The following is a 22,972-nucleotide window of genomic DNA, read 5'->3' on the forward strand; positions in this document are numbered from 1 at the left end:
GAGCAAGAGAATGACCGATTTTACATTGAATAAAGACGCCGACGGCATCGCCACGATCACATGGGACGTGCCGGACAAAAGCATGAACGTGATGTCCTTTGACGGGTTGCGCGATCTGGAGAAGCATATCGACGACGCGCTGGCCGATGACGCCGTGAAGGGCATCGTCATCACCTCGGGCAAGGAAGGGTCTTTCGCCGGGGGGATGGACCTGAACCTGCTGGCCAAGATGAAGGAAGACGCGGGCGACGATCCGGCCAAGGGGCTTTTCGAGGGCACGATGCAGATGCACGCTCTGCTGCGCAAGATCGAGCGCGCGGGCATGGACCCCAAGACCAACAAGGGCGGCAAGCCCATGGCCTGCGTGATCCCCGGCACCGCCGCGGGCATCGGGCTGGAACTGCCGCTGGCCACGCATCGCACCTTTGCGGCGGATAACCCGAAGGCGCGGATTGGCCTGCCGGAAATCCTTGTGGGCATCTTCCCCGGGGCCGGTGGCACCACGCGGATGGTGCGCAAGCTCGGCGCGATGGCGGCCTCGCCCTTCCTCTTGGAAGGCAAAATGGTCGCCCCTGCTGCTGCCCAGAAGGCCGGCATTATTGATGAGGTCAGCGAAGACCCGATGGCCGCGGCACGCGACTGGGTGCTGAATGCCAAGGACGCCGATATGGTGAAGCCGTGGGATGCCAAGGGTTATAAAATGCCCGGCGGCGCGCCTTATCATCCGGCGGGTTTCATGACCTTTGTTGGCGCCAGTGCGATGGTGAACGGCAAGACGCAGGGTGTCTATCCGGCGGCCAAGGCGCTTTTGTCGGCGGTCTACGAAGGCGCGCTGGTGCCTTTCGACACGGCTCTGAAAATCGAAGCGCGTTGGTTCACCAATGTGCTGATGAACCCCTCCTCGGGCAATATGATCCGCTCGCTCTTCCTTAACAAAGAAGCGCTTGAGAAAGGTGCCGTGCGCCCCGAAGGCGTGCCGGACCAGCGCGTGAAGAAACTGGGCGTGCTGGGTGCGGGCATGATGGGCGCGGGCATTACGCTGGTGTCGGTTCAGGCGGGCATCGAGGTCGTGCTGATCGACCAAACCCAAGAAGCCGCCGACAAGGGCAAGGCCTATTCCGCGAGCTATTTCGACAAGGGCATCGCCCGGAAGAAATCGACCGAAGAGAAGAAGGCCAAAGCGCTCGACTTGATCACCGCGACCACCGATCTGGATGCGCTCAAGGGCTGCGACCTGATCATCGAAGCGGTGTTTGAAGACCCCAAGGTCAAGGCCGAGATGACCCAGAAGGTCGAAGCCGTGATCCCCGAGGATTGCATCTTTGCCTCCAACACTTCGACCCTGCCGATCACCGATCTGGCGAAGGCGTCGAGCCGTCAGGAGCAGTTCATCGGCATCCACTTCTTCTCTCCGGTCGAGAAGATGTTGCTGGTGGAAATCATCAAGGGCGCTGAGACCGGCGACCGGGCCGTGGCCAAGGCGCTCGACTATGTGCGCCAGATCCGCAAGACCCCAATCGTGGTCAACGACGCGCGCTTTTTCTACGCCAACCGCTGCATCATTCCCTACATCAACGAAGGTGTGCGCATGGTGCAGGAGGGTGTTGAGCCTGCGCTGATCGAGAATGCGGCCAAGCTCGTCGGCATGCCGCTTGGGCCATTGCAGTTGATGGATGAGACCTCGATCGATCTGGGCGCCAAGATTGCCCGTGCCACCAAGGCGGCGATGGGGGCAGACTATCCCAACGACGATATCGACCCGCTGGTGTTCTGGATGGAGAAAGAGGGCCGTCTGGGCCGCAAGGCGAATGCCGGTTTCTACAGCTATGACGCCAAGGGCAAGCGGATCGGTCTGTGGCAGGGCATGGGCGACAAATACCCCGTGGCCGAGGAACAGCCCGATCTGATCGAAGTGCAGCACCGTTTGCTGTTCTCGCAGACCTTGGAGGCCGTGCGCGCGCTGGAAGAAGGCGTGTTGATGGACATCCGTGAAGGTGACGTCGGTGCGATCCTTGGCTGGGGCTTTGCGCCTTGGTCCGGTGGGCCGCTGAGCTGGCTCGACATGATCGGCGCGCCCTATGCGGCGGAGCGTTGTGATCAGTTGACCGAGAAGTTCGGTGAGCGGTTTACTTGCCCCGAGTTGCTGCGCGAGATGGCCCAGAAGAACCAGTCGTTCTACGGGCGGTTCAACCCGGACGCCAGCAAGGCAGCATAAGAGATCGGGGCGCTTCGGCGCCCCTTTTTCGTAGAGGTATGAGGGCCATCGCCTGCCCGCTAGTCGGCGATCCAAGGTGGCCTCGTGCCACTTTATGGCGCAGCAGTGATGTGTGCCCGCAAAGTACCGCCCAGCCTCGCCAAATCGCCTAACCGGGGGGCGGGCAGGCGATGGCCCGGCGCCTGCGGCTTGATTCCGGGCCTAGGGGCCGTCGTCAGCGTAACCAAATCGCGCGATATCCTCGGCGCAAACCTCCACCACAATATCGCGCAACTCAGGCGTATAGGCCGCAGCTCCTGCTGAGGCATTCACTCGCGGCAATTCCAATTCAAAACCCAGATGCTCGAACAGCGGCTGCGCATCCGCTGGGAAATACTCCAACCGGATATAGAGATTACAGTGTTCCCGCCCCGCCGCATCCGCCATATACCGCCGCGCGGGCCAGGCGCGCAGGCTGGCCTGCGTCTGCGGATGCCGCAAAAACCCCGCGAAATCCGACTGCTTCGCCAGACCCACCGCCGGATGATCAAACCCCTGCCCGCGCAGCCAGCGGTAATAGCTCGCCACCCGGTCCCAAGGGTTGCGCACCAGCGTGAAGCAAAACAGCCCATCCAACTCCTCAGGCCGCAGCAGCCCGTCGACATCCGCCAGCGTTGAGTGTTTCCAGAGCCGCCCCGCCGCCTGCACGCCTTGCAACCGCCGCCGCCGTTTCAGCGCCTTCGGCGTGTCACCCAGCATCAGGTCGTCCTTCATCGCCCGCCCTTCCAAAGCCAGCGCGAGCGAGGTGCCCCCCGTTTTGGGGATATGCACAAAGACATAGCGACGGCCCCGGCTGATGATCACTCCACCGCCTCCGGCGCGCGTAGGGTAGACGGCTCATCACTGCGCAGCGCGATGACCGCCCCCGCCAGTGCAATCAACGCCATGCCCGCAAAGCCCATGGGCGGCACCTGCTGGTCCCATAGGACATAGGCCCAAAAGCTGGCGAAAATCAGCAGGGAGTATTCGAAAATGGCGACATGTCCGGCCTCGCCCAATTGGTAGCCGCGCACCAGAAACCCGATGCCGATGAGCGAGCCTACCGCTTGCACCGCGATCCAGAACCACATCGCGCCATCCAGCGGCCCCCATGTGCGGCTGACGAAACCTTCGGGCCCTGCCACCTCCGCACCCGGCAAAACCATGACACCGATGCCGCCCATGACCGCCAACATGCCGAAAAAGCCTGCGGTCATGACCATCGTGCTCTCCCCTTCGCACCATGCCCGCGTCGCCACGGCGCCGATCGCATAGAGCGCCCCGGCCAAGAGCGGCAGAAAGGCCACGGGGTCAAGATCGCTCGGGTCGGGGCGGATCACCATCAACGCTCCGGCAAAGCCCACCGCCACGGCCCCCCACCGCCATGGCCCGACACGCTTGCCTTGGAACAGGGCCGAGATCATCAGCACGAAGAGCGGCGAGGTGAAAAGCCCGGCCACCACCACGCCGATGGGCAAAAAGGCCAGACAGCCGAAATAGATCAACATGGCCCCGGCCTGAAACAGGCTGCGGCCCGCCACGGCCCAAAACCGCCTTGGCCGCAGGATGCCGAAACCAAGGGCCGCCAGCACCATCAGAATGGCCACCGCCATAACACCGCGCACAAAATGAAACTGCCAGAGCGAGCCGCGCTCGGTTATGAAGGGGACGAAGTTATCCGTAAGCCCCAAAGCCGCCATACCGCTTACGGCGCAAAGCGCCGCCAAGCCTGATTTCACCGCTGCGTCTTGCATCTGCCCTCCTTTTCGCTCCTGCCCTCTTTTCAAAGTCACGTCGCGGCAGCAATACTCAACCCCAAATCGCAACCAATGCCTTGGGAGGGGTCACATGGGGTGGATGACGGATGAGCGCGGGCTTGAAAAATGCGCAGCGAATTTTGTGGCGCTAACGCCACTGTCGCATCTGCGCCGGGCGGCAGAGGTCTTCGCCGGGCAAACCGCGGTGATCTACGGTGACCACCGCGTCACCTATGCCCAGTACCATGACCGCTGCACCCGCCTTGCCGCCTTGTTGGCCGAGATCGGCGTGGCTCCGGGCGACGTGGTCGCGACCCTGATCCCCAACCTGCCCGCGCAGGCCGAGGCGCATTTTGGCGTGCCGGCCTGCGGGGCCGTGCTCAACACCATCAACATCCGCCTCGACCCTAAAACGGTGGCCTATATCCTCGACCACGGAGGGGCCAAGGTGCTGCTCGTCGATACGGAATTCCTGCCGCTGGCCGAAGACGCTTGCGCGCGGATGGACGGCACATGCCCTGCGATCATCGAAGTGCCCGACCCCGCCGTCGGCCTCCCTCCCAGCGGGCGGCATCCGCAATACGAAGACCTGCTGGCTGAGGCCAATCCGAACTTTAGCTGGATCATGCCCGACGACGAATGGGAGAGCCTCGCGCTGAACTATACCTCCGGCACCACCGGGCGGCCCAAGGGCGTGGTCTATCACCACCGCGGGGCCTATCTGATGACCATGGGCACGGTCGTCTCTTGGCAGATGGTGCTGCGCCCGGTTTTCATGCAGATCGTGCCGCTGTTTCACTGCAACGGCTGGAACCACACTTGGATGATGCCACTGCTGGGCGGCACGCTGGTCTGCTGCCGCGACATCACAGCGGGCGCGATCTATGACGCCATCGCGGATCACGGGGTCACCCATTTCGGCGGTGCGCCCATCGTGCTGAACATGCTGGTCAACGCGGGTGAGGAAAACCGACGCGCCTTCGATCACCCCGTCGAAGTCTTCACCGCAGGCGCGCCCCCTGCCCCCGCGACCTTGTCGAAGATCGAGAAACTGGGTTTTAACGTCACGCAGGTCTACGGGCTGACCGAGACCTTTGGCCATGTCACCGAATGTCTGTGGCAAGGCGATTGGGACGGGCTGCCCGAGGCTGAGCGCGCCGGGATCAAAGCCCGCCAAGGCATCGCCATGCCGATGATGGAAGAGATCACGGTGATGGACGCCGAGATGGCCCAGACCCCGCGCGACGGCACCGCACAGGGCGAAATCATGATCCGCGGCAATGCGGTGATGAAAGGCTACTTCAAGAACCCCGAGGCCACCGCCGAAGCCTTTGCGGGCGGTTACTTCCATTCCGGCGACATCGCGGTGCAGCATCCCGACGGCTATATCCAGATCGCCGACCGCGCCAAGGACATCATCATCTCCGGCGGAGAGAATATCTCAAGCGTTGAAGTCGAAGGCGTGCTGATGGGCCACGGCGCGGTCAATCTGGCTGCCGTGGTGGCCCAACCGCATGAAAAATGGGGCGAGGTGCCCTGCGCCTTTGTCGAGTTGAAGCCGGGGTCGGAGGCCAGCCAAGAGGCGCTGATCGCCTTTGCCCGCGAACGTCTTGCCGGGTTCAAAACGCCCAAGCGGGTGATTTTCGGGGAGTTGCCCAAGACCTCCACCGGGAAGATCCAGAAGTTTGAACTGCGCAAGCAGGCGGCGGACCTCTAAGGCGGGGCATTATGTCACCTGCCATTGCTGATCCCGCAGCGCGTGGTAGAGTGGCGAAAACTGACAGGCCCGCAGCAGAACCCCATGACCGCCTTGACAAAATACGCCCGGCTCGAAGCGACGGGCCTTTGGCGCGCCACGCCCGATGCGCAGCGGCGCGAGGTGATCGTCTCTATCGGTGATGCGACACTGGTGATCAGCGATCTCAAAGATCAGGCGCTGACCCATTGGTCGCTGGCTGCCGTCGACAGGACCAATCCCGGCCAGACCCCCGCGCTCTATCATCCGGACGGCGATCCGGGAGAGACGCTGGAACTGCCCGACAATGAAACCGAGATGATTGAGGCCATCGAAAAGCTGCGCCGCGCCATTAGCCGCAGCCGCCCGAAGCCGGGCCGCTTGCGGTGGGTGGGCATGGTCGCCTCTGTCGCCGTGGTGGCGGCGCTGGCGGTCTTTTGGATGCCCGGCGCGCTGCGCGATCACGCGATCAAAGTGGTCCCAGAGGTCAAGCGCGTCTCATTGGGCACGGCGCTGCTGAAGCGGCTTGAACGGGTGTCCGGCCCCGCCTGCGAAAGCCCCGGCGGCAGTGCCGCGCTGTCGCGGCTCACCAAACGCTTGGAGGTGGGGCGCGTGGCGATCCTGCCCGATATGACCCGCGCCAGCCTGCATCTGCCGGGGCGTCTTATCGTACTCGACCGCGCGGTGCTGGAGGATTACGAAGAACCCGATGTTGCTGCGGGCTATGTGCTCACCGAAGATGTGGCACGCAGCGAACATGACCCGCTGCGCGCGCTGCTAGAGGCCGTGGGCCTGCGCGAAAACTTCCGCCTGCTGACCACCGGCGATATCTCTTCGGAAGCGCTGGACGCCTATGCCGAGCAACTGCTGATGCGCCCCGCCGCGACACCGAAAGTCGACGCCCAGTTGGCACGCTTTGCCAAGGCCGAGTTGCGCAGCAAACCCTATGCATTTGCCCGCGACATCACCGGCGAAAGCACCCTGCCCCTAATCGAAGGCGACCCGATGAACGGCAAGCTGACCGCGCCGCTGATGTCGGATGCCGATTGGCTGCGACTGCAAAGCATCTGCGGCGGCTGACTGAACGATCCGCCAAAGAAAAAGGCCAGCCGGGGGGACACCACGGCTGGCCTTTTTGCTTGTCCTTGCAACGCGCTTAGCGGCGCAGATAGGCGTCCCGGTATCCCGCCCGGCGCAGCTGACCAAGCGCCGCTTGGGCCGAGCCACCCGCGATGGGGCCCGCCTGAACGCTGTGATAGGTCTTGCCGCCGCGGGTCTGTTTGCCGATGCGGGCAGGCATGCCCATGGATGCGATCTGACGCGCCGCGCGCTGCGCATTGGCTGGGCTACCAAAGACACCAACCTGTACATAGCCTGCCTTGGTGCTGACCTGCGCCGCCGGGGCCGACCGGCTGGAATAGACCGGTGCAGCCTTAACCGGCGCGGTCTTCACCGGCGCTCTCTTGACGGGGCGGGCATCGCGGTGGATCGGCGCGGCATTGCGGTAGCGCAGAACACGTTTCACCACTTGGCCGTCCCGTTCAACAATCTTGACCACCCCCAGTTTGCGGCGCTGCGTTTCGATATCGAGATAGGGGTAGATCAGCGGCACTTTGGCGGTCACATCTTCGCCAGTGGCCTTGTTCACCAAACGGCGCGGCACGGTCTGGGTCCAGACCAGCAGCATATCGGCGCGGCCTTCCAAGGTCTGCTCGGCGCGGTGCGGGTTCAGACGGTCGTCCTCCCAGACCTTACGATAGCCGTGGGGAACTTTGACGTTTGTCGTGTTCAATCGGTTGATCGCCACATGTTTCGGCACGATCCGTGTTTGGGTGCCCACGGCCCGGGCAGGCGGCGCGCTGACCACCGGCGCGGCAATCACGGCGGGGGCGACGACACGTGCGGGCGCTGCGGCCACACCGGGCATCGTCCCTGCGCTACGGTAAGGCTGAGGGGCCGTGCCGCGCTGTGGGGTGGTGGGCGCAAGACGGCCTGTCACGATAGGTTCGGCCTGCGGGCCACAACGCACGCTATAGCCATCCCCGCGCCGCATATAGCGCTGCGACAGAGGCGAAGCGCCGGGGCAAGCGGTGACGAACCCAGCCGGTGCCGGAGCAGCCAGAGCGACGGGTTTGCTCGGCACCACGGGCACGGGGCGCGGTGCGGTTTCGCGCACGACTTTGGGGGCGGATGCGCGAACCGGGGCCGGAGCCACACGGCGCACCACCTTTTGCGGTGCGGGCCGGGCCACGGGGGCTTGCGGTTTCACCTTGGGCGCTTGCACTTCGGCGACGCGGGTCGGCGGCGTTTTGGCGGGGGTGGCTTCGACCTTGGTCTTCGCTGCTGTTGTCGCCTGTGCAGCCGCCACTTGCACGCCGTTCGTGGGCTGGAAACCACAGATCTGCTGGCGCGCGCGGCTCATGCGGGGGACCCATGACACATCGCCGTCGATGCCCGCACGGATGAACACACATCCCGCGCTGTCGACATATTGCTTGCCCTTGTAGGAAGACGGCGGAAACTCCGCTGGCTGGCTGCGGCTGTCTTGCGCTTGGGTCTGCGATCCGCCGACGCCCAAAGCGGCCACGATCACTGCCATGGCAATACTTTTGGTAAGTGTCATCTAATGCCCCCACACTATCTAGTAGAACGATGCCTCAGCGCGCGGTCTGAGTAAAGCACCACGCGCTGAATAGCGAAACTTACCGGATCACTTTGTGCCGAACATCCGGTCGCCCGCGTCGCCCAGACCCGGAATGATATAGCCCTTCTCGTTCAGCGCCTCATCCAGCGAGGCCGTGACGATGCGCACGTCCGGATGCGCGGCCTTCATCGTGGCCACACCTTCGGGCGAGGCGAGCAGGCAAAGGAAGATGATGTTGGTGGCCCCGGCCTCTTTCAGCAGGTTGATCGCCGCGACCGAGGAGTTGCCGGTGGCCAGCATCGGATCCACGGCGATGACCAGACGATCTTCCATCGCCTCGGGCACCTTGAAGTAATACTGCACCGGCTGCAGCGTCTCTTCGTCACGGTAAAGACCAACAAAACCGACCCGTGCCGAGGGGATCAGCTCCAGAACCCCGTCCATCAGCCCGTTGCCCGCCCGCAGGATCGAGATCAGCGCAAGCTTCTTGCCGTCGAGCGTCGGCGCGTCCATCTCCTGCATCGGGGTCTCGACCCGTTTGGTCGTCATCGGCAGGCCGCGCGTTACCTCATAGGCCAAAAGCTGGCTGATCTCGCGCAGCAATTGCCGGAAGGCGGCGGTCGAGGTGGTTTTGTCGCGCATGATGGTCAGCTTGTGCTGCACCAGCGGATGGTCAACGATCGTCAGATGATTGGGGGTATCGGTCATGCGGCAGGCTCCTTTATTTGCCTCGCTTCTAGCCGCACAAGCGCCCCGCTCGCAAGCAAAGGCTGCGCGGCTAGGCTGGCACCTCTACCCCCAGATGCCCGGCGACAAGCGCTGCCACATCAGCAAAACCGATCTGACCCAGCTCCCCTGCCCCGGTCCCGGCGACCAGCACCGGCACCCTTTCGCGCGTGTGATCGCTGCCTGCCCATGTCGGATCATTCCCGTGATCCGCCGTCACAATCAGCATGTCCCCCTCGCGCAGCGCGGCGATCACCTTGCCGATCTCGGTGTCGAACCACTCCAACGCGCGGGCATAGCCCGACACATCGCGGCGGTGACCATAAAGGCTGTCGAACTCCACGAAATTGGCAAAGGTCAGGCTGCCGTCTTCGGCCTCTTCCACCAGATCATGCAGGTGTTCCATCAGCTTGGCATCCGGCCCTTTGCGCAATTCATCAATGCCTTGCATGGTAAAGATGTCGCCGATCTTGCCCACCGCGTAGACCCGCCCACCGGCGTTTTGCACCCAATTGGTCAGCACCGGTTTGGGCGGCGTGATGGCATAGTCGCGGCGGTTCGCGGTGCGCTCAAACGCGGCGGGTTCTCCGGTGAAAGGCCGCGCGATCACACGGCCCACCTTCATCTCATGCAGGCGGGGTGCGATGTCTTCGCAAAGCTTCAGCAAACGGTCGAGGCCAAAGGTCTCTTCATGCGCGGCGATCTGGAAAACACTGTCGGCTGAGGTATAGCAGATCGGCCAGCCGCTTTCGCAATGCGCCGCCCCCAGCCGCTCAATGATCGCCGTGCCTGAGGCATGACAATTGCCCAAGATGCCATCGGTGCCCGCCAGCCGCGCGACCTCTTCGGTCAGGTCGGCCGGAAAGGCCGGTGTTTCATCCGGGAAGTATTGCCAAGCCCAAGGCACCGGCAACCCCGCCAATTCCCAATGACCCGAAGGGGTATCCTTGCCCTGCGAAACCTCCGTCGCAGCACCCCAGCGGCCCTCTGGTGTCGCCCCCAAACCCGGCGCTTCCATCCCGCTGGCGAGCGTCAGCGCGGCACCCAGCCCCAACCGGTCAAGATGCGGCAGGACAAGCGGTCCGCTGCGGCCCTCTTCGGCCTCTCCCGCGGCACAGGACTGCGCGATATGGCCCAGCGTGTTGGCCCCGGTATCGGGCAGATCGCCGTTAAAGAAATCCCCCGCGTCCGGCGCGCCGCCGATGCCCACGGAATCGATCACGACCAAGAATGCACGTCCCATCAGCCGATCCTTTCCAAAATCAATTCCGGCACTTTGATCGGCGTATCGCCCAGCGTAATTGCCGCCAAAACCGCCGCCTCTGCCGCATCCGCCGCCTCTGGCCCCGCCGCATGGATCAGTGCCAAGGGCTGGCCCGCAGGGACCTCATCGCCCAAGCGCAGCACTTCCGACAGGCCCACTGCCGGGTCGATCTGGTCCGCTTCAATCACCCGGCCACCGCCAAGATTGACCACCGCCATGCCAAGCGCCGCACCATCGATCGCGCTGACGGTGCCGCCGCGCGGTGCAGGCACAGCGCGGATCACCGGAGCTTTGGGCAGGATGCGCCCCCAGTTTTCGGCGAAATCGGCGGGTGCGCCCATGGCGCTCAGCATCCGAGTGAAATGCTCCAACGCGCGGCCATCGCGGACCGCTGCGCGCAGGGCATCGGCCCCCGCCTCGGCACTCGCGGCCAAACCGCCATTGGCAAGCAGACCACCCCCTAGTTCAGCCGTTACATCAAGGATTGGCCCGGTGGCCGCCCCGGTCAGCACCCGCATCACCTCGGCCACTTCCAGCGCGTTGCCAAGGCTCGGCACCAGCGGCTGGTTCATGTCGCTGATCACCGCCGTTGTGGGGCAACCCGCCGCCGTGGCGGTGCCGCTCAGCGCTTCGGCCAAGGCGCGCGCCTGCGACAGTTCTTTCATGAAAGCGCCCGAGCCGACCTTTACATCCAGCACCAGCCCATCCAGCCCAGCGGCGAGCTTTTTCGACAGGATCGAGGCGGTGATCAGATCGAGCGAATCCACGGTCGAGGTCACATCCCGCACCGCATAAAGCCGCCGATCCGCCGGGGCGATGTCGCCGCTGGCGCTGACGATGGCGCAGCCCACGTCGCGCACGACCGCGCGAAACTGCGCCTCTTCCAACTGGGTGCTGACGCCGGGGATCGCCTCCAGCTTATCCAGCGTGCCGCCCGTGTGCCCCAAACCCCGGCCCGAGATCATCGGCACGTAAGCGCCGCAAGCCGCCAGCGCCGGGGCAAGGATCAGCGACACGCAATCGCCCACGCCGCCGGTGGAGTGTTTGTCGAGCACGGGACCGTCCAAATCCCAGTCCAACACCTGCCCCGAATCGCGCATCGCAAGGGTCAAGGCCACCCGGCCCTGCTGGTCCAATCCATTGAGGCAGATGCCCATGGCAAAGGCCCCGGCCTGCGCGTCGCTGACACGGCCGTCGGCCAGCGCTCGGGCCATCCACGTCAGCGCCTCTGCGTCCAATGCCTCTCCATGGCGCAGCCGCGCCAGAATGTCCCGCGCGCTCATGAGGTTAACCCTGCATATGGGCGGCGCCAAAGGCCCCCGGAAGCAGGTCGCCCATGGTCATCTGCTGCTCTTTGCCCGCCACGGTCGCCATGGTCACCGACACCTTGTCGCCCGAAAACTCGGCCAGTTTCTGACGGCAGCCGCCGCAGGGGGTTACCGGCAGATCGCTGCCCGCCACCACATAGACCTCGGCGATGTCACGCTCGCCCGCTGCGACCATGGCGGCAATCGCCCCAGCCTCGGCACAGGTGCCCTGCGGGTAGGCGACGTTTTCGACATTGCAGCCGCTGAATACCGCGCCCGACGCCGTGCGGATCGCCGCACCGACCTTGAAATTCGAATAGGGCGCATGGGCATTTTCCCGCACCATCACAGCCGCTTCGCGCAAATCAGTCATTAGGCTCTCCCCTTTTCTCGGACTATAGAAAATTGCCCCGCCCTGTGCGATGCAAAACCACATGTCACCTCAATCGCCTCATAAAGCCTGCGTAAAATGACCTGCAAGGACGACGCTGGGGCAAAGCCACCCGCCGCCAAGACCGACCCGCCCAAATGCCGCTTTGCTTGCGCGCAAAAATTAGTTTAACGCTAAACCATTATTCGGGAGGAGCATGAACGATGTCCGACACCCCCAACTTGCGCCAAGCAGCATTAGACTACCACGAACACCCCCGGCCCGGTAAGCTGGAGGTCCGCGCGACCAAACCACTGGCCAATGGCCGCGATCTGGCGCGCGCCTATTCGCCCGGCGTGGCCGAGGCCTGCATCGAGATCAAGAACGACCCCGACACCGCCGCCCGCTATACCTCGCGCGGCAATCTGGTGGCCGTGGTCACCAATGGCACCGCGGTGCTGGGGCTGGGCAATATCGGCGCGCTGGCCTCGAAACCGGTGATGGAGGGCAAGGCCGTGCTCTTTAAGAAATTCGCCAATATCGACTGTTTCGACATCGAGCTGGACCAAGCCGACCCCGAAAAATTGGCCGAGATCGTCTGCGCGATGGAGCCGAGTTTCGGCGCGATCAACCTCGAAGACATCAAAGCCCCCGATTGTTTCGTCGTCGAGAAAATCTGCCGTGAGCGAATGAACATCCCCGTTTTCCACGATGACCAACACGGCACCGCCATCGTCGTCGGCGCGGCTGCGAAAAACGCGCTACATGTGGCGGGTAAGAAGTTCGAGGACATCAAGATCGTCTCGACCGGTGGCGGGGCGGCGGGGATCGCCTGCCTCAACATGCTGCTGAAACTCGGCGTGAAGCGCGAGAACGTCTGGCTGTGTGACATCAACGGGCTGGTCTATGAAGGCCGGACCGAGGACATGAACCCCAGCAAAGCGGAATATGCGCAGAAGTCCGATCTGCGCACGCTGGACGATGTGATCGACGGGGCGGACCTTTTTCTTGGCCTGTCGGGCCCCGGCGTGCTGTCGCCTGAAATGGTCGCGAAGATGGCCAAACGCCCGATCATCTTTGCGCTGGCGAACCCGACGCCCGAAATTCTACCCGATCTTGCCCGCGCCGTGGCACCCGACGCGATTATCGCCACAGGGCGCAGCGATTTTCCCAACCAAGTCAACAACGTGCTCTGCTTCCCCTTCATCTTCCGGGGCGCGCTGGATGTGGGCGCGACCACGATCAACGACGAGATGAAGATCGCCTGTATCGATGGTATCGCCGCCCTCGCCCGCGCGACGACAAGTGCTGAGGCGGCAGCGGCCTACCAAGGCGAACAGCTGACCTTTGGCGCGGAATACCTGATCCCGAAACCCTTCGATCCGCGCCTCATCGGTGTGGTATCCTCTGCCGTGGCCAAGGCCGCGATGGAGACGGGCGTGGCGGCGCGGCCCATCGAAGACCTCGACGCTTACAAACGCAAACTTGACGGGTCGGTGTTCAAATCCGCGCTGATCATGCGGCCGGTCTTCGAATCCGCCCGCTCCTCCCCCCGCCGTCTGGTCTTTGCCGAAGGCGAGGACGAGCGCGTGCTGCGCGCAGCGCAAGCGATCATCGAAGAGACGGTGGAACGGCCCATCCTCATTGGCCGCCCCGAGGTGATCGAACGGCGCATCGAAAAGGCCGGGCTGAACCTGCAACTGGGTCAGAACGTCGATCTGGTGAACCCCGAAAACGACCCGCGCTACCGCGACTATTGGGAGACCTATCACAGCCTGATGTGCCGCCGCGGCGTCAGTCCCGACATCGCGCGGGCGATCATGCGCACCAACACCACCGCCATCGGCGCGGTCATGGTGCATCGCGGAGAGGCCGACAGCCTGATCTGTGGCACTTTTGGCGAGTTTGGCTGGCATCTGAACTACGTCAATCAGGTGCTGGGCCGCGACGGTTTCCGCCCGCATGGCGCGCTTTCGATGATGATTCTCGAAGACGGGCCGCTTTTCATCGCGGATACGCAGGTGAACCTACACCCCACCCCCGAACAGATCGCCGAGATCGCCATCGGGGCTGCCCGCCACGTCCGGCGCTTTGGGATTGAGCCGAAAGTCGCGCTGTGTTCGCAAAGCCAGTTTGGCAATCAGGGCGAAGGGTCGGGCAAACGTCTGCGCGCGGCGCTGCAAATCCTCGACGCAGGCAACCACGATTTCGTCTATGAAGGCGAGATGAACATCGACACCGCGCTTGATCCAGAATTGCGCGCGCGGCTGCTGCCTTGCAACCGGATGGAAGGGGCCGCCAATGTGCTGGTCTTCGCCCATGCCGATGCCGCCTCGGGCGTGCGTAACATCCTGAAAATGAAGGGCGATGGGCTTGAGGTTGGGCCGATCCTGATGGGGATGGGCAACCGGGCGCATATCGTCTCGCCCTCAATCACCGCGCGCGGGCTGCTCAATGTGGGCGCCATCGCGGGCACCCCGGTCGCGCATTACGGCTAAGCCCCCAAGCCAAACGCCGCCCCCTTCGGGGGACGGCGCTGCGTGGTCGGGGATAGGTTTATTTACGGGGCGTGGCGGGTTTGATGTCCGCGACGGAGGACGGGGCCTTGGCGGCGGGTTTTGCCGCGGCCTTGGCTTGCTTCTTCTTGTTGCTGATTTTGTCACCCATGGTCGGGCCCTTTGTCATGCGAGGGGCGCTGGCCTCATGCCGCGCCTAACCTCATCATGACAAGAATCCTGCCGCAAACTGATCCGTTTTCGACCGAGATGTCGCAAACAACGCGCCGCCCCGAGAGGCGGCGCAATGCCGCTTAGAACCGCCAGTTGAACGCGCGGCTAACGCCGATGCGCATGGTCCATTGATCATCAGAACCGGCCTGCGTGATCGGGCTGTCGGCGGCGTCATTCAGCAGACGCTGATAGGCCACGGCCCCCTCAAGCGCCCATGCCTCGTCCAGACGGTAGGTCGCCTGCACTTCGACGCCCGCCCCCAGCAGGCCGCCTTCGGCCTCATAGGCCGCCAAGGTCGGTGTGGCCGTGTCGACGCCGAAATAAGTGTCGGCATAGGTGTCATTGCCAAGGCTGAAACGCGGGCCTGCGGTGATGGTCCAACGCTCATCGGGGCGGAAAATCAGGTCAGCGCCGATGTCGCCGGTCACGCCTTCATGCCCGCCAAACCCTTGGCGCACTTTGCCGAAGACCTGCCAGTTCACCTCGCGGTAGACCACGCCAAAGCCCAGTTCGACCGCCGCATCGATGTCCTCAAGCCCCGCCAGTTCGGGGTGATCGGAACTGTCACGCTCGCCCAGATAGCGGAACGCGCCAGTAAAGCCGAAACCCGTTTTGGGCGCTTCACCGATGTTGGTGCCGATCTTGCGCCCGCCCCATTCGAGCGAGCCAAAGGTAAAGGCCAAATCCGGCGTCGCGCGGTAGCTGCTGGCGCCCGGATAATCAGGTGCCGCCCCCACCCCGCCGCGCAGGGCGAAGTTGAAGGAACGGTCCTGCGCCGCCACCGGCAGCGCGGCAACCATGGCGAGGCAGGAAGCAAGGGGCAGAGAAAGGGCGAGACGCATGTGGGCAGGCTCCAAAGGTAATAGGGTTTCGGGGCAATCTAGCATGACGCGCCGCAACTGACAGGAACAATAGCGATCCGCTTGCCGAAATCTTTCTAAGCGGCCAGAGTGGCTGGAAATATTTGCGCGTCAGTACAGCTATACCCGGCCCGCGGGTTTGCCGCACAGTGCAACAGGAGGAGGAACACCATGGGATACCGTGACACCTACGACCGCTGGCAGGCCGATCCGGAAGCCTATTGGCTGGAGCAGGCAGAGACGATCGATTGGGACATCGCGCCGACGCGCGCGCTGTATGACCGGGGCGACCATATCTATGAGTGGTTCGCGGATGCCAGTGTAAACACCTGCTACAACGCTGTGGACCGCCATGTCGAACAGGGCAACGGCAAGCGCGTGGCGATCATCTATGACAGCCCGATCACCGGCAAAAAATCGACCCTGACCTATAGCGAGTTGCAGGCCCATGTCGCCTCCCTCGCCGGGGCATTGGTGGCGCAAGGTGTGGAAAAAGGCGACCGCGTGGTGATCTATATGCCCATGGTCCCCGAAGCGGTGGAGGCGATGCTGGCCTGCGCACGGATTGGCGCGATCCATTCGGTGGTCTTTGGCGGTTTTGCCTCAAGCGAGCTGGCGGTGCGGATCGACGATTGCAAACCCAAGGCGATCTTCGCCGCCTCTTGCGGGGTCGAGCCATCGCGCGTGGTCGATTACAAACCCTTGCTGGACGGGGCTATCGAACAGGCCACGCATAAGCCCGACACCTGCATCATCCTGCAACGCGGCCAGAAACCCTGTGAGTTGAACCCCGAGCGGGACATCGATTGGTATGCCGCCCAAGACGGCGTGCGCCCGGCCCCATGCGTTCCGGTTGAGGGGAACCACCCCGCCTATATCCTTTACACCTCCGGCACCACCGGCGCGCCCAAAGGCGTGGTGCGCCCCACCGCGGGACATTTGGTGGCGCTCAACTGGACGATGAAGAACATCTATAACGTCAATCCGGGAGAGGTGTTCTGGGCCGCGTCGGACGTGGGCTGGGTCGTGGGCCACAGCTACATCTGCTACGCGCCGCTGATTGCGGGCAACACCACCGTGGTGTTCGAAGGCAAGCCCGTGGGCACCCCCGACGCAGGCACCTTCTGGCGAGTGATCGAAGAGCATGGCGTGTCGAGCTTCTTCACCGCCCCCACCGCGATCCGCGCCGTAAAACGCGAAGACCCCAAGGGCGAAGAGATCAAGAAATACGATCTGTCGAGCCTGCGTGCGCTTTACCTCGCGGGGGAACGGGCCGATCCGGATACCGTCGAATGGGCGCAAGAAAAGCTGGGCAAGCCAGTCTACGATCATTGGTGGCAGACGGAAACCGGCTATACCATTGTCGGCAACCCGGCGGGGCTTGAGGCGCTGCCGGTCAAGGTCGGCTCCCCCACCGTGCCGATGCCGGGCTATGACGTGCAAATTTTGGATGACCGGGGCGAACCGCTCCCTGCCGGAGAGTTGGGCGCGATTGCCATCAAGCTCCCCCTGCCCCCCGGCACCCTGCCCGGCCTGTGGAACGCCGAAGACCGCTTTCGCAAATCCTACCTCACCACCTTCCCCGGCTATTATGAGACCGGCGATGCAGGCCGGATTGATGAAGACGGCTATGTCTGGATTATGGCGCGCACCGATGACGTGATCAACGTGGCAGGCCACCGGCTGTCGACCGGGGCGATGGAAGAGGTCTTGGCGGGCCACCCCGATGTGGCCGAATGCGCCGTGGTGGGGGTCAGCGATGACCTCAAGGGCCAGTCGCCCGTGGGCTTTTTGTGCCTTACCAAGGGCGTCGACCGCCCGCATGAAGAAATCGTCGCGGAATGCGTCACCCGGATGCGCGAGCAGATTGGCCCCGTCGCCGCCTTTAAACAGGCCATTGTGGTGGACCGCCTGCCCAAGACCCGATCGGGCAAAATCCTCCGCGCGACCATCGTGAAAATCGCCGATGGAGAGGATTTCAAGCCGCCCGCAACCATCGACGACCCGGCAATCTTGGACGAGATTCGTGACGCGCTGAAAGGCATCGGCTACCCGCAGGCCTGACCAATAAACCTCAAGGCGGTGGACCTGCGCAGGTCTGGCGCTAAACTCTCACCCAAGGAAACGCACGGGCTTGCCTGCCCGCGCGTTTTTTTACAATTGCGCTGCTTGCGCGAAATATGCGAAGCGCCCTCGGAAATGCCCCGCAGCGGGGCCAACCACGACAGCACATCCAGTGGGTCTTTTCCCTCCCGGAGCTTGCCCTCCGGCCGCGCAGAAAGGTTTTCGACGTGCAGACACCTTATTACCTGATCGACAAGGCCAATCTCCGCGACAATATGGAGAAGATCGCCCGCCTCCGCGCGCTTTCGGGCGCGCGTTGCCTGCTGGCGCTGAAGTGTTTCGCCACATGGTCGGTCTTCGACTTCATGTCGGAGTATATGGACGGCTCGACCTCCTCATCGCTCTACGAAGTGCGGCTGGGGGCCGAGAAATTCCCCGGTGAGACCCACGCCTACTCCGTCGCCTATGCCGAGCATGAGATCGACGAGGTGCTGGGCCACGCCGACAAGATCATCTTCAACTCCATTGGCCAGCTCGACAAGTTCGACGCGCAGTCGCGCGGGCATATCCGGGGGCTGCGGGTGAACCCCGGCGTCTCGACCTCGGATTTCGACCTCGCCGACCCCGCCCGCCCCTTCAGCCGTCTGGGCGAACATGACCCGGCGGCGATCGACGCGGTCGCAGACCGGATCACCGGGCTAATGTTCCACAACAATTGCGAGAATGATGACTTCGCGCGTTTCGACGAGATGCTGACCCTGATCGAAGAGCGCTTTGGCGCTGTGCTGCACAAGATGGACTGGATCAGCCTTGGCGGCGGCATCCATTTCACCGGCGCGGACTACCCACTTGATGATCTGGCGCTGCGGCTGAAATCCTTCGCCGAAGCCTTTGGCGTGCAGGTCTATCTGGAGCCGGGCGAGGCCGCGATTACCGGGGCTGCGACGCTGGAGGTCACCGTGCTCGACACGATGCACAACGGCAAGAACCTCGCTATCGTCGACAGCTCGATCGAGGCACATATGCTTGACCTGCTGATCTACCGCGAACCGGCCAAGATCGCGCCCGACACCGGCGACCACAAATGGATGATCTGCGGCAAGTCCTGCCTTGCCGGCGATATCTTTGGCGAGTTCCGTTTTGACGCGCCGCTAAAGGCGGGCGACCGCCTCTCGTTCCAAGACGCTGCCGGTTACACGATGGTCAAGAAAAACTGGTTCAACGGCGTCAAAATGCCCGGCATCGCAGTACGCGAGTTGGACGGAACCACCCGAATGGTGCGCGATTTCGACTATGACGATTTCGCCGCCGCCCTGTCGTGACAAGAAAGAGGTCAACACTATGAAACGCAATGTTCTTATCATCGGCGCGGGCGGCGTCGCACAGGTTGTGGCGCATAAATGCGCTCAGAATAATGATCGTTTGGGTGAGCTTCATATCGCCAGCCGCACGGTTTCCAAATGCGAGGCGATCATCGCCAGCGTGCATGAGAAAAACGCGATGAAACAGGACGGCGTGTTCAAGGCGCACGAAGTCGATGGCATGGACACCGCCGCTGTCGCCGCCTTGATCAAGGAAACCGGCTGCCAGATCGTGATCAACGTGGGCTCGCCTTTCGTGAACATGACCGTGCTGCAGGCCTGCATCGACACCGGTGCCGCCTATATCGACACCGCGATCCACGAAGACCCCCGCAAAATCTGCGAGACCCCGCCGTGGTATGGCAACTACGAATGGAAGCGCCGCGAGGCCTGCGCCGAGGCGGGTGTGACCGCGATTCTAGGCGCTGGCTTTGATCCGGGTATGGTCAACGCCTTCGCCCGTTTCGCAGTTGATGAGTTCATGGACGAGGTCAAATCCATCGACATCGTCGACATCAACGCAGGCGACCACGGCAAGTACTTCTCGACCAACTTCGACCCTGAGATCAACTTTCGCGAGTTCACCGGCACGGTCTACAGCTGGCAGGAAGGCGAGTGGAAAGAGAACAAGATGTTCGAAGTGGGCCGCGAATGGGATCTGCCCGTCGTCGGCAAGCAGAAAGCCTATATGTCGGGCCATGATGAGGTGCATTCGCTGGCCGCGAACTACCCCCATGCCGACGTGCGCTTCTGGATGGGCTTTGGCGATCACTACATCAACGTCTTCACCGTGCTGCAAAACCTCGGCTTGCTCTCCGAACAGCCCGTGACCACCGCCGAAGGGCTTGAGGTCGTGCCGCTGAAAGTGGTGAAGGCCGTACTCCCCGATCCCTCGAGCCTTGCGCCGAACTACACCGGCAAAACCTGCATCGGTGATCTGGTGAAAGGCGTGAAGGACGGCGAAGAGGTTGAGGTTTTTGTCTACAACGTCGCCGATCACAAGGACGCCTATAACGAGGTCGGCAGCCAAGGCATTTCCTACACCGCAGGCGTGCCGCCCGTGGCCTTTGCGATGCTGATCGCCGATGGCACCTATGATGGCGGCACCATGGTCAATGTCGAAGAACTGGACCCGAAACCGCTGTTCGGTCTGCTGGATGACATTGGTCTGCCGACCCGCGTGAAAGACGACAAGGGCGACCGCGCTTGGCACGAGGCCTGAGCCTCTCTTGAAACGCAAAAGGCGACCCCCGAGGGGGTCGCCTTTTTTTAATGCCAGCTACGAAAATCAGTATTTCGCAGCGAAGTTATCGACTTGACGCTCGGCCTCATCTTTGGCGATGCCATAGCGTTCTTGAATCTTACCCACCAGCTGCTCGCGGTTGCCGCGCGCTTCGGTGATTTCATCATCGGTCAGATCACCCCATTGCGATTTCACCGCGCCGGTCATCTGGTTCCAATTGCCTTCGATACGGTCCCAATTCATGTCAGGTCTCCTTTCACAGGCTGTGAAGATGCGGGATTGTCCCGCTCTTGCAGGTACAACGCTGGCGCGAAGTCAGGGTTCCCTGTCCGAGGAGCGCAGAGGCGGAAAGACGCCGTCTGCAGGGCCGCAGTGACGGGGGACGTTAGTTGAACTGTTCCGAGATCAACCGCTCTTCCAACCCATGACCGGGATCGAAGAGGATCCGATGGCTTACGCTTGGATCCGAAGAGACCTCAACCGTGGTCACATCGCGGTGCGATTGCCCGTCGGCATCCGCCATCACGGGGCGTTTTTGCGGTTCTTGCACGTCAAAGCGCACCGTCGCCCGTTTCGGCAGCAACGCCCCGCGCCAGCGGCGTGGGCGGAAGGCGGCGATCGGGGTCAAGGCCAGCACATCCGAACCAATTGGCAGGATCGGCCCATGCGCGGAATAGTTATAGGCGGTGGAGCCCGCAGGCGTCGCCACCAGCGCCCCATCACAGACCAGTTCCTCCATCCGCTGCCGCCCGTCTATCGTGATGCGCAACTTGGCCGCCTGCGGCCCGGCGCGCAGCAGGGACACCTCGTTGATCGCCAGCGCGGTCGAGATGGTCCCGTCGATATGGGTGGCGCGCATGACCAGAGGGTTGATTACCGCCTCTTCCGCCGCCGCCAGCCGCGCTTGCAGGTCGCCCTCGCGGTAAGCGTTCATCAAAAAGCCGATGGTGCCGCGGTTCATCCCATAGACCGGCGCGTCCATGTCTTGGGTGCTGTGCAGCGTGTGCAGCATGAAACCGTCACCCCCCAAGGCCACGATCACCTCGGCCTGACGCAGGGATACGTCACCATAGCGCCCGATCAAAGCGGCCCGCGCCGTTTGGGCCACGCTGGCCCGGCTAGCCACAAAAGCGATCTTTAGAGACATGTCAGCAGGCTCATTCCGGCGAAGTTTCCGATCATCGGCGTTTGGGGCCAAAACAATCACATTATTCCGCGCGCCACCAGTGTTGACGCACATATCTTGCAACCTGTCGGTTTACAGCCTTCACCTCGGCCCGCGTTTCCGATAGGCAACACGCGAAACCAGCCCCAATGAGGATCCCCTGATGTCCGATTTCTTCACCAAATCTCTTGCTGATTCCGACCCGGCCCTCGCCGCCGCGATTGATGCCGAACTGGGCCGCCAGCGCGACGAGATCGAGTTGATCGCCAGTGAGAACATCGTCTCTGCTGCGGTGCTTGAGGCGCAGGGCAGCATCATGACCAACAAATACGCCGAAGGTTATCCGGGCCGTCGCTATTATGGCGGGTGCGAGCATGTCGACGTGGCCGAGAACCTCGCGATCGAACGCGCCTGCGTGCTGTTCGACTGCGCATTCGCCAACGTCCAGCCGAACTCGGGCAGCCAAGCAAACCAAGGTGTCTTTACCGCGCTGCTGCAACCCGGCGACACCATTCTGGGGATGAGCCTTGATGCCGGGGGTCACCTGACCCACGGGGCCAAGCCGAACCAATCCGGCAAATGGTTCAACGCTGTACAATACGGCGTACGCAAACAGGACAACCTGTTGGATTACGATCAAGTTGCCGAACTGGCGGCTGAGCATAAGCCCAAGATGATCATCGCCGGTGGCTCCGCCATTCCACGCCAGATCGACTTTGCCAAAATGCGTGAGATTGCCGACAGCGTGGGCGCCTACCTGCTGGTCGACATGGCGCATTTCGCGGGCCTCGTGGCGGCGGGTGAGCACCCCTCCCCCTTCCCGCATGCGCATGTGGCCACCACAACCACCCACAAAACCCTGCGCGGCCCGCGCGGCGGCATGATCTTGACCAATGACGAAGCGATCTCGAAAAAAATCAACTCGGCGATTTTTCCCGGCATTCAGGGTGGCCCCCTGATGCATGTGATCGCAGCCAAGGCCGTGGCCTTTGGCGAAGCACAGCGCCCCGAGTTCAAAACCTACGCCAAGCAGGTCATCGCCAACGCGCAAGCGCTGTCGGACCAGCTGATCAAAGGCGGCCTCGACACCGTGACACATGGCACCGACACCCATGTGGTGCTGGTCGATCTGCGCCCCAAAGGCGTGAAGGGCAACGACACCGAGAAGGCTCTGGGCCGGGCGCATATCACCTGCAACAAGAACGGCGTGCCGTTTGATCCCGAAAAGCCGATGGTAACCTCGGGCATTCGTCTCGGCTCCCCCGCAGGCACGACGCGCGGCTTCGGTGAGGCCGAGTTCCGCCAGATCGCCGATTGGATCATCGAAGTGGTCGACGGGCTTGCGGCCAATGGTGCTGAAGGCAATGCCGAGGTTGAGGCGAAAGTCGCCGCCGAAGTCGAAGCGCTGTGCCAGCGTTTCCCGATGTATCCGAACCTCTGAGAAGTTTGGCCCTCGCAGCGATGCGGGGGCCTTTCTTTGCCCGGAATCAAGGCGCCCTGCGCCGCCGGGCAGC

General features: G+C 62.9%; 19 protein-coding genes. 8 read left to right on the plus strand and 11 right to left on the minus strand.

Going from position 1 to position 22,972, the window contains the following annotated elements; genetic code table 11:
* Positions 1-10 precede the first annotated feature (10 nt).
* A complete protein-coding gene (locus tag K3762_RS14140) occupies positions 11-2,215 on the plus strand; it encodes a 3-hydroxyacyl-CoA dehydrogenase NAD-binding domain-containing protein (RefSeq protein ID WP_260010086.1) in 2,205 nt (734 codons plus the stop codon).
* Positions 2,216-2,416: 201 nt separating this feature from the next.
* On the opposite strand, the gene K3762_RS14145 is transcribed toward K3762_RS14140, so the two are convergent.
* Entirely contained in the window at positions 2,417-3,058 is a 642-nt protein-coding gene (locus K3762_RS14145) for a sulfotransferase family protein (protein WP_260010089.1), read from the minus strand.
* Positions 3,055-3,987: a DMT family transporter gene (locus tag K3762_RS14150; RefSeq protein ID WP_260010091.1), complete on the minus strand. Its 933-nt coding sequence runs from the start codon at positions 3,985-3,987 to the stop codon at positions 3,055-3,057. The genes K3762_RS14145 and K3762_RS14150 overlap by 4 nt, the downstream gene beginning before the upstream one ends.
* A gap of 94 nt (positions 3,988-4,081) precedes the next feature.
* Here K3762_RS14150 and K3762_RS14155 point away from each other — a divergent pair, with 94 nt between their 5' ends.
* Positions 4,082-5,707, plus strand: a complete 1,626-nt coding sequence (locus K3762_RS14155; RefSeq protein WP_120351684.1) for an AMP-binding protein — start codon at positions 4,082-4,084, stop codon at positions 5,705-5,707.
* Between the two features lie 84 nt (positions 5,708-5,791).
* Complete coding sequence (locus K3762_RS14160; RefSeq protein ID WP_132444314.1) at positions 5,792-6,805, plus strand: hypothetical protein; 1,014 nt, start codon at positions 5,792-5,794, stop codon at positions 6,803-6,805.
* Positions 6,806-6,881: 76 nt separating this feature from the next.
* Here the strand turns inward: K3762_RS14160 and K3762_RS14165 are convergent, their stop codons facing one another.
* The 5 genes from K3762_RS14165 to K3762_RS14185 all read right to left on the minus strand — a co-directional run bounded on the left by K3762_RS14165 (position 6,882) and on the right by K3762_RS14185 (position 12,039).
* Entirely contained in the window at positions 6,882-8,348 is a 1,467-nt protein-coding gene (locus tag K3762_RS14165) for an SPOR domain-containing protein (protein WP_260010094.1), read from the minus strand.
* Between the two features lie 87 nt (positions 8,349-8,435).
* Complete coding sequence (gene upp / locus K3762_RS14170; protein ID WP_067626049.1) at positions 8,436-9,077, minus strand: uracil phosphoribosyltransferase; 642 nt, start codon at positions 9,075-9,077, stop codon at positions 8,436-8,438.
* 70 nt (positions 9,078-9,147) lie between these two features.
* Positions 9,148-10,338, minus strand: a complete 1,191-nt coding sequence (locus tag K3762_RS14175) for a phosphopentomutase (protein ID WP_260010097.1) — start codon at positions 10,336-10,338, stop codon at positions 9,148-9,150.
* Positions 10,338-11,642 carry a thymidine phosphorylase gene (locus K3762_RS14180; protein ID WP_260010099.1) on the minus strand — a complete coding sequence of 435 codons (1,305 nt, stop codon included), beginning with the start codon at positions 11,640-11,642 and terminating at the stop codon, positions 10,338-10,340. Before K3762_RS14180 ends, K3762_RS14175 begins: the two co-directional genes overlap by 1 nt.
* Before the next feature lie 4 nt (positions 11,643-11,646).
* Positions 11,647-12,039 carry a cytidine deaminase gene (locus K3762_RS14185; RefSeq protein WP_120351689.1) on the minus strand — a complete coding sequence of 131 codons (393 nt, stop codon included), beginning with the start codon at positions 12,037-12,039 and terminating at the stop codon, positions 11,647-11,649.
* A 221-nt stretch (positions 12,040-12,260) separates the two neighbouring features.
* Here K3762_RS14185 and K3762_RS14190 point away from each other — a divergent pair, with 221 nt between their 5' ends.
* Positions 12,261-14,534: an NADP-dependent malic enzyme gene (locus K3762_RS14190; RefSeq protein ID WP_067940135.1), complete on the plus strand. Its 2,274-nt coding sequence runs from the start codon at positions 12,261-12,263 to the stop codon at positions 14,532-14,534.
* A gap of 58 nt (positions 14,535-14,592) precedes the next feature.
* On the opposite strand, the gene K3762_RS14195 is transcribed toward K3762_RS14190, so the two are convergent.
* A complete protein-coding gene (locus K3762_RS14195) occupies positions 14,593-14,703 on the minus strand; it encodes a malic enzyme (protein ID WP_120351690.1) in 111 nt (36 codons plus the stop codon).
* 142 nt (positions 14,704-14,845) lie between these two features.
* Positions 14,846-15,607, minus strand: a complete 762-nt coding sequence (locus K3762_RS14200) for a MipA/OmpV family protein (protein WP_132444311.1) — start codon at positions 15,605-15,607, stop codon at positions 14,846-14,848.
* Positions 15,608-15,796: 189 nt separating this feature from the next.
* Here K3762_RS14200 and K3762_RS14205 point away from each other — a divergent pair, with 189 nt between their 5' ends.
* From K3762_RS14205 to K3762_RS14215, 3 genes are all read left to right on the plus strand, one after another.
* A complete protein-coding gene (locus tag K3762_RS14205; protein WP_260010110.1) occupies positions 15,797-17,689 on the plus strand; it encodes a propionyl-CoA synthetase in 1,893 nt (630 codons plus the stop codon).
* A gap of 227 nt (positions 17,690-17,916) precedes the next feature.
* Positions 17,917-19,011 (plus strand): carboxynorspermidine decarboxylase, encoded by a 1,095-nt coding sequence (locus K3762_RS14210; protein ID WP_260010112.1) that lies wholly within the window; start codon positions 17,917-17,919, stop codon positions 19,009-19,011.
* Between the two features lie 19 nt (positions 19,012-19,030).
* On the plus strand, positions 19,031-20,272 hold the full coding sequence (locus K3762_RS14215; RefSeq protein ID WP_067631291.1) for a saccharopine dehydrogenase family protein: 1,242 nt from the start codon (positions 19,031-19,033) through the stop codon (positions 20,270-20,272).
* Between the two features lie 66 nt (positions 20,273-20,338).
* Here the strand turns inward: K3762_RS14215 and K3762_RS14220 are convergent, their stop codons facing one another.
* Entirely contained in the window at positions 20,339-20,536 is a 198-nt protein-coding gene (locus K3762_RS14220; protein ID WP_132444307.1) for a CsbD family protein, read from the minus strand.
* Positions 20,537-20,678: 142 nt separating this feature from the next.
* Complete coding sequence (locus K3762_RS14225; RefSeq protein WP_120351695.1) at positions 20,679-21,440, minus strand: NAD kinase; 762 nt, start codon at positions 21,438-21,440, stop codon at positions 20,679-20,681.
* A 181-nt stretch (positions 21,441-21,621) separates the two neighbouring features.
* On the opposite strand from K3762_RS14225, the gene glyA reads away from it, so the two are divergent.
* A complete protein-coding gene (glyA, locus tag K3762_RS14230; protein WP_132444306.1) occupies positions 21,622-22,899 on the plus strand; it encodes a serine hydroxymethyltransferase in 1,278 nt (425 codons plus the stop codon).
* The last annotated feature ends 73 nt before the right edge of the window (positions 22,900-22,972 follow it).

Origin of the sequence: Sulfitobacter sp. W074, assembly GCF_025142275.1 — a bacterium.
Classification (GTDB): Bacteria; Pseudomonadota; Alphaproteobacteria; order Rhodobacterales; family Rhodobacteraceae; genus Sulfitobacter; species Sulfitobacter profundi.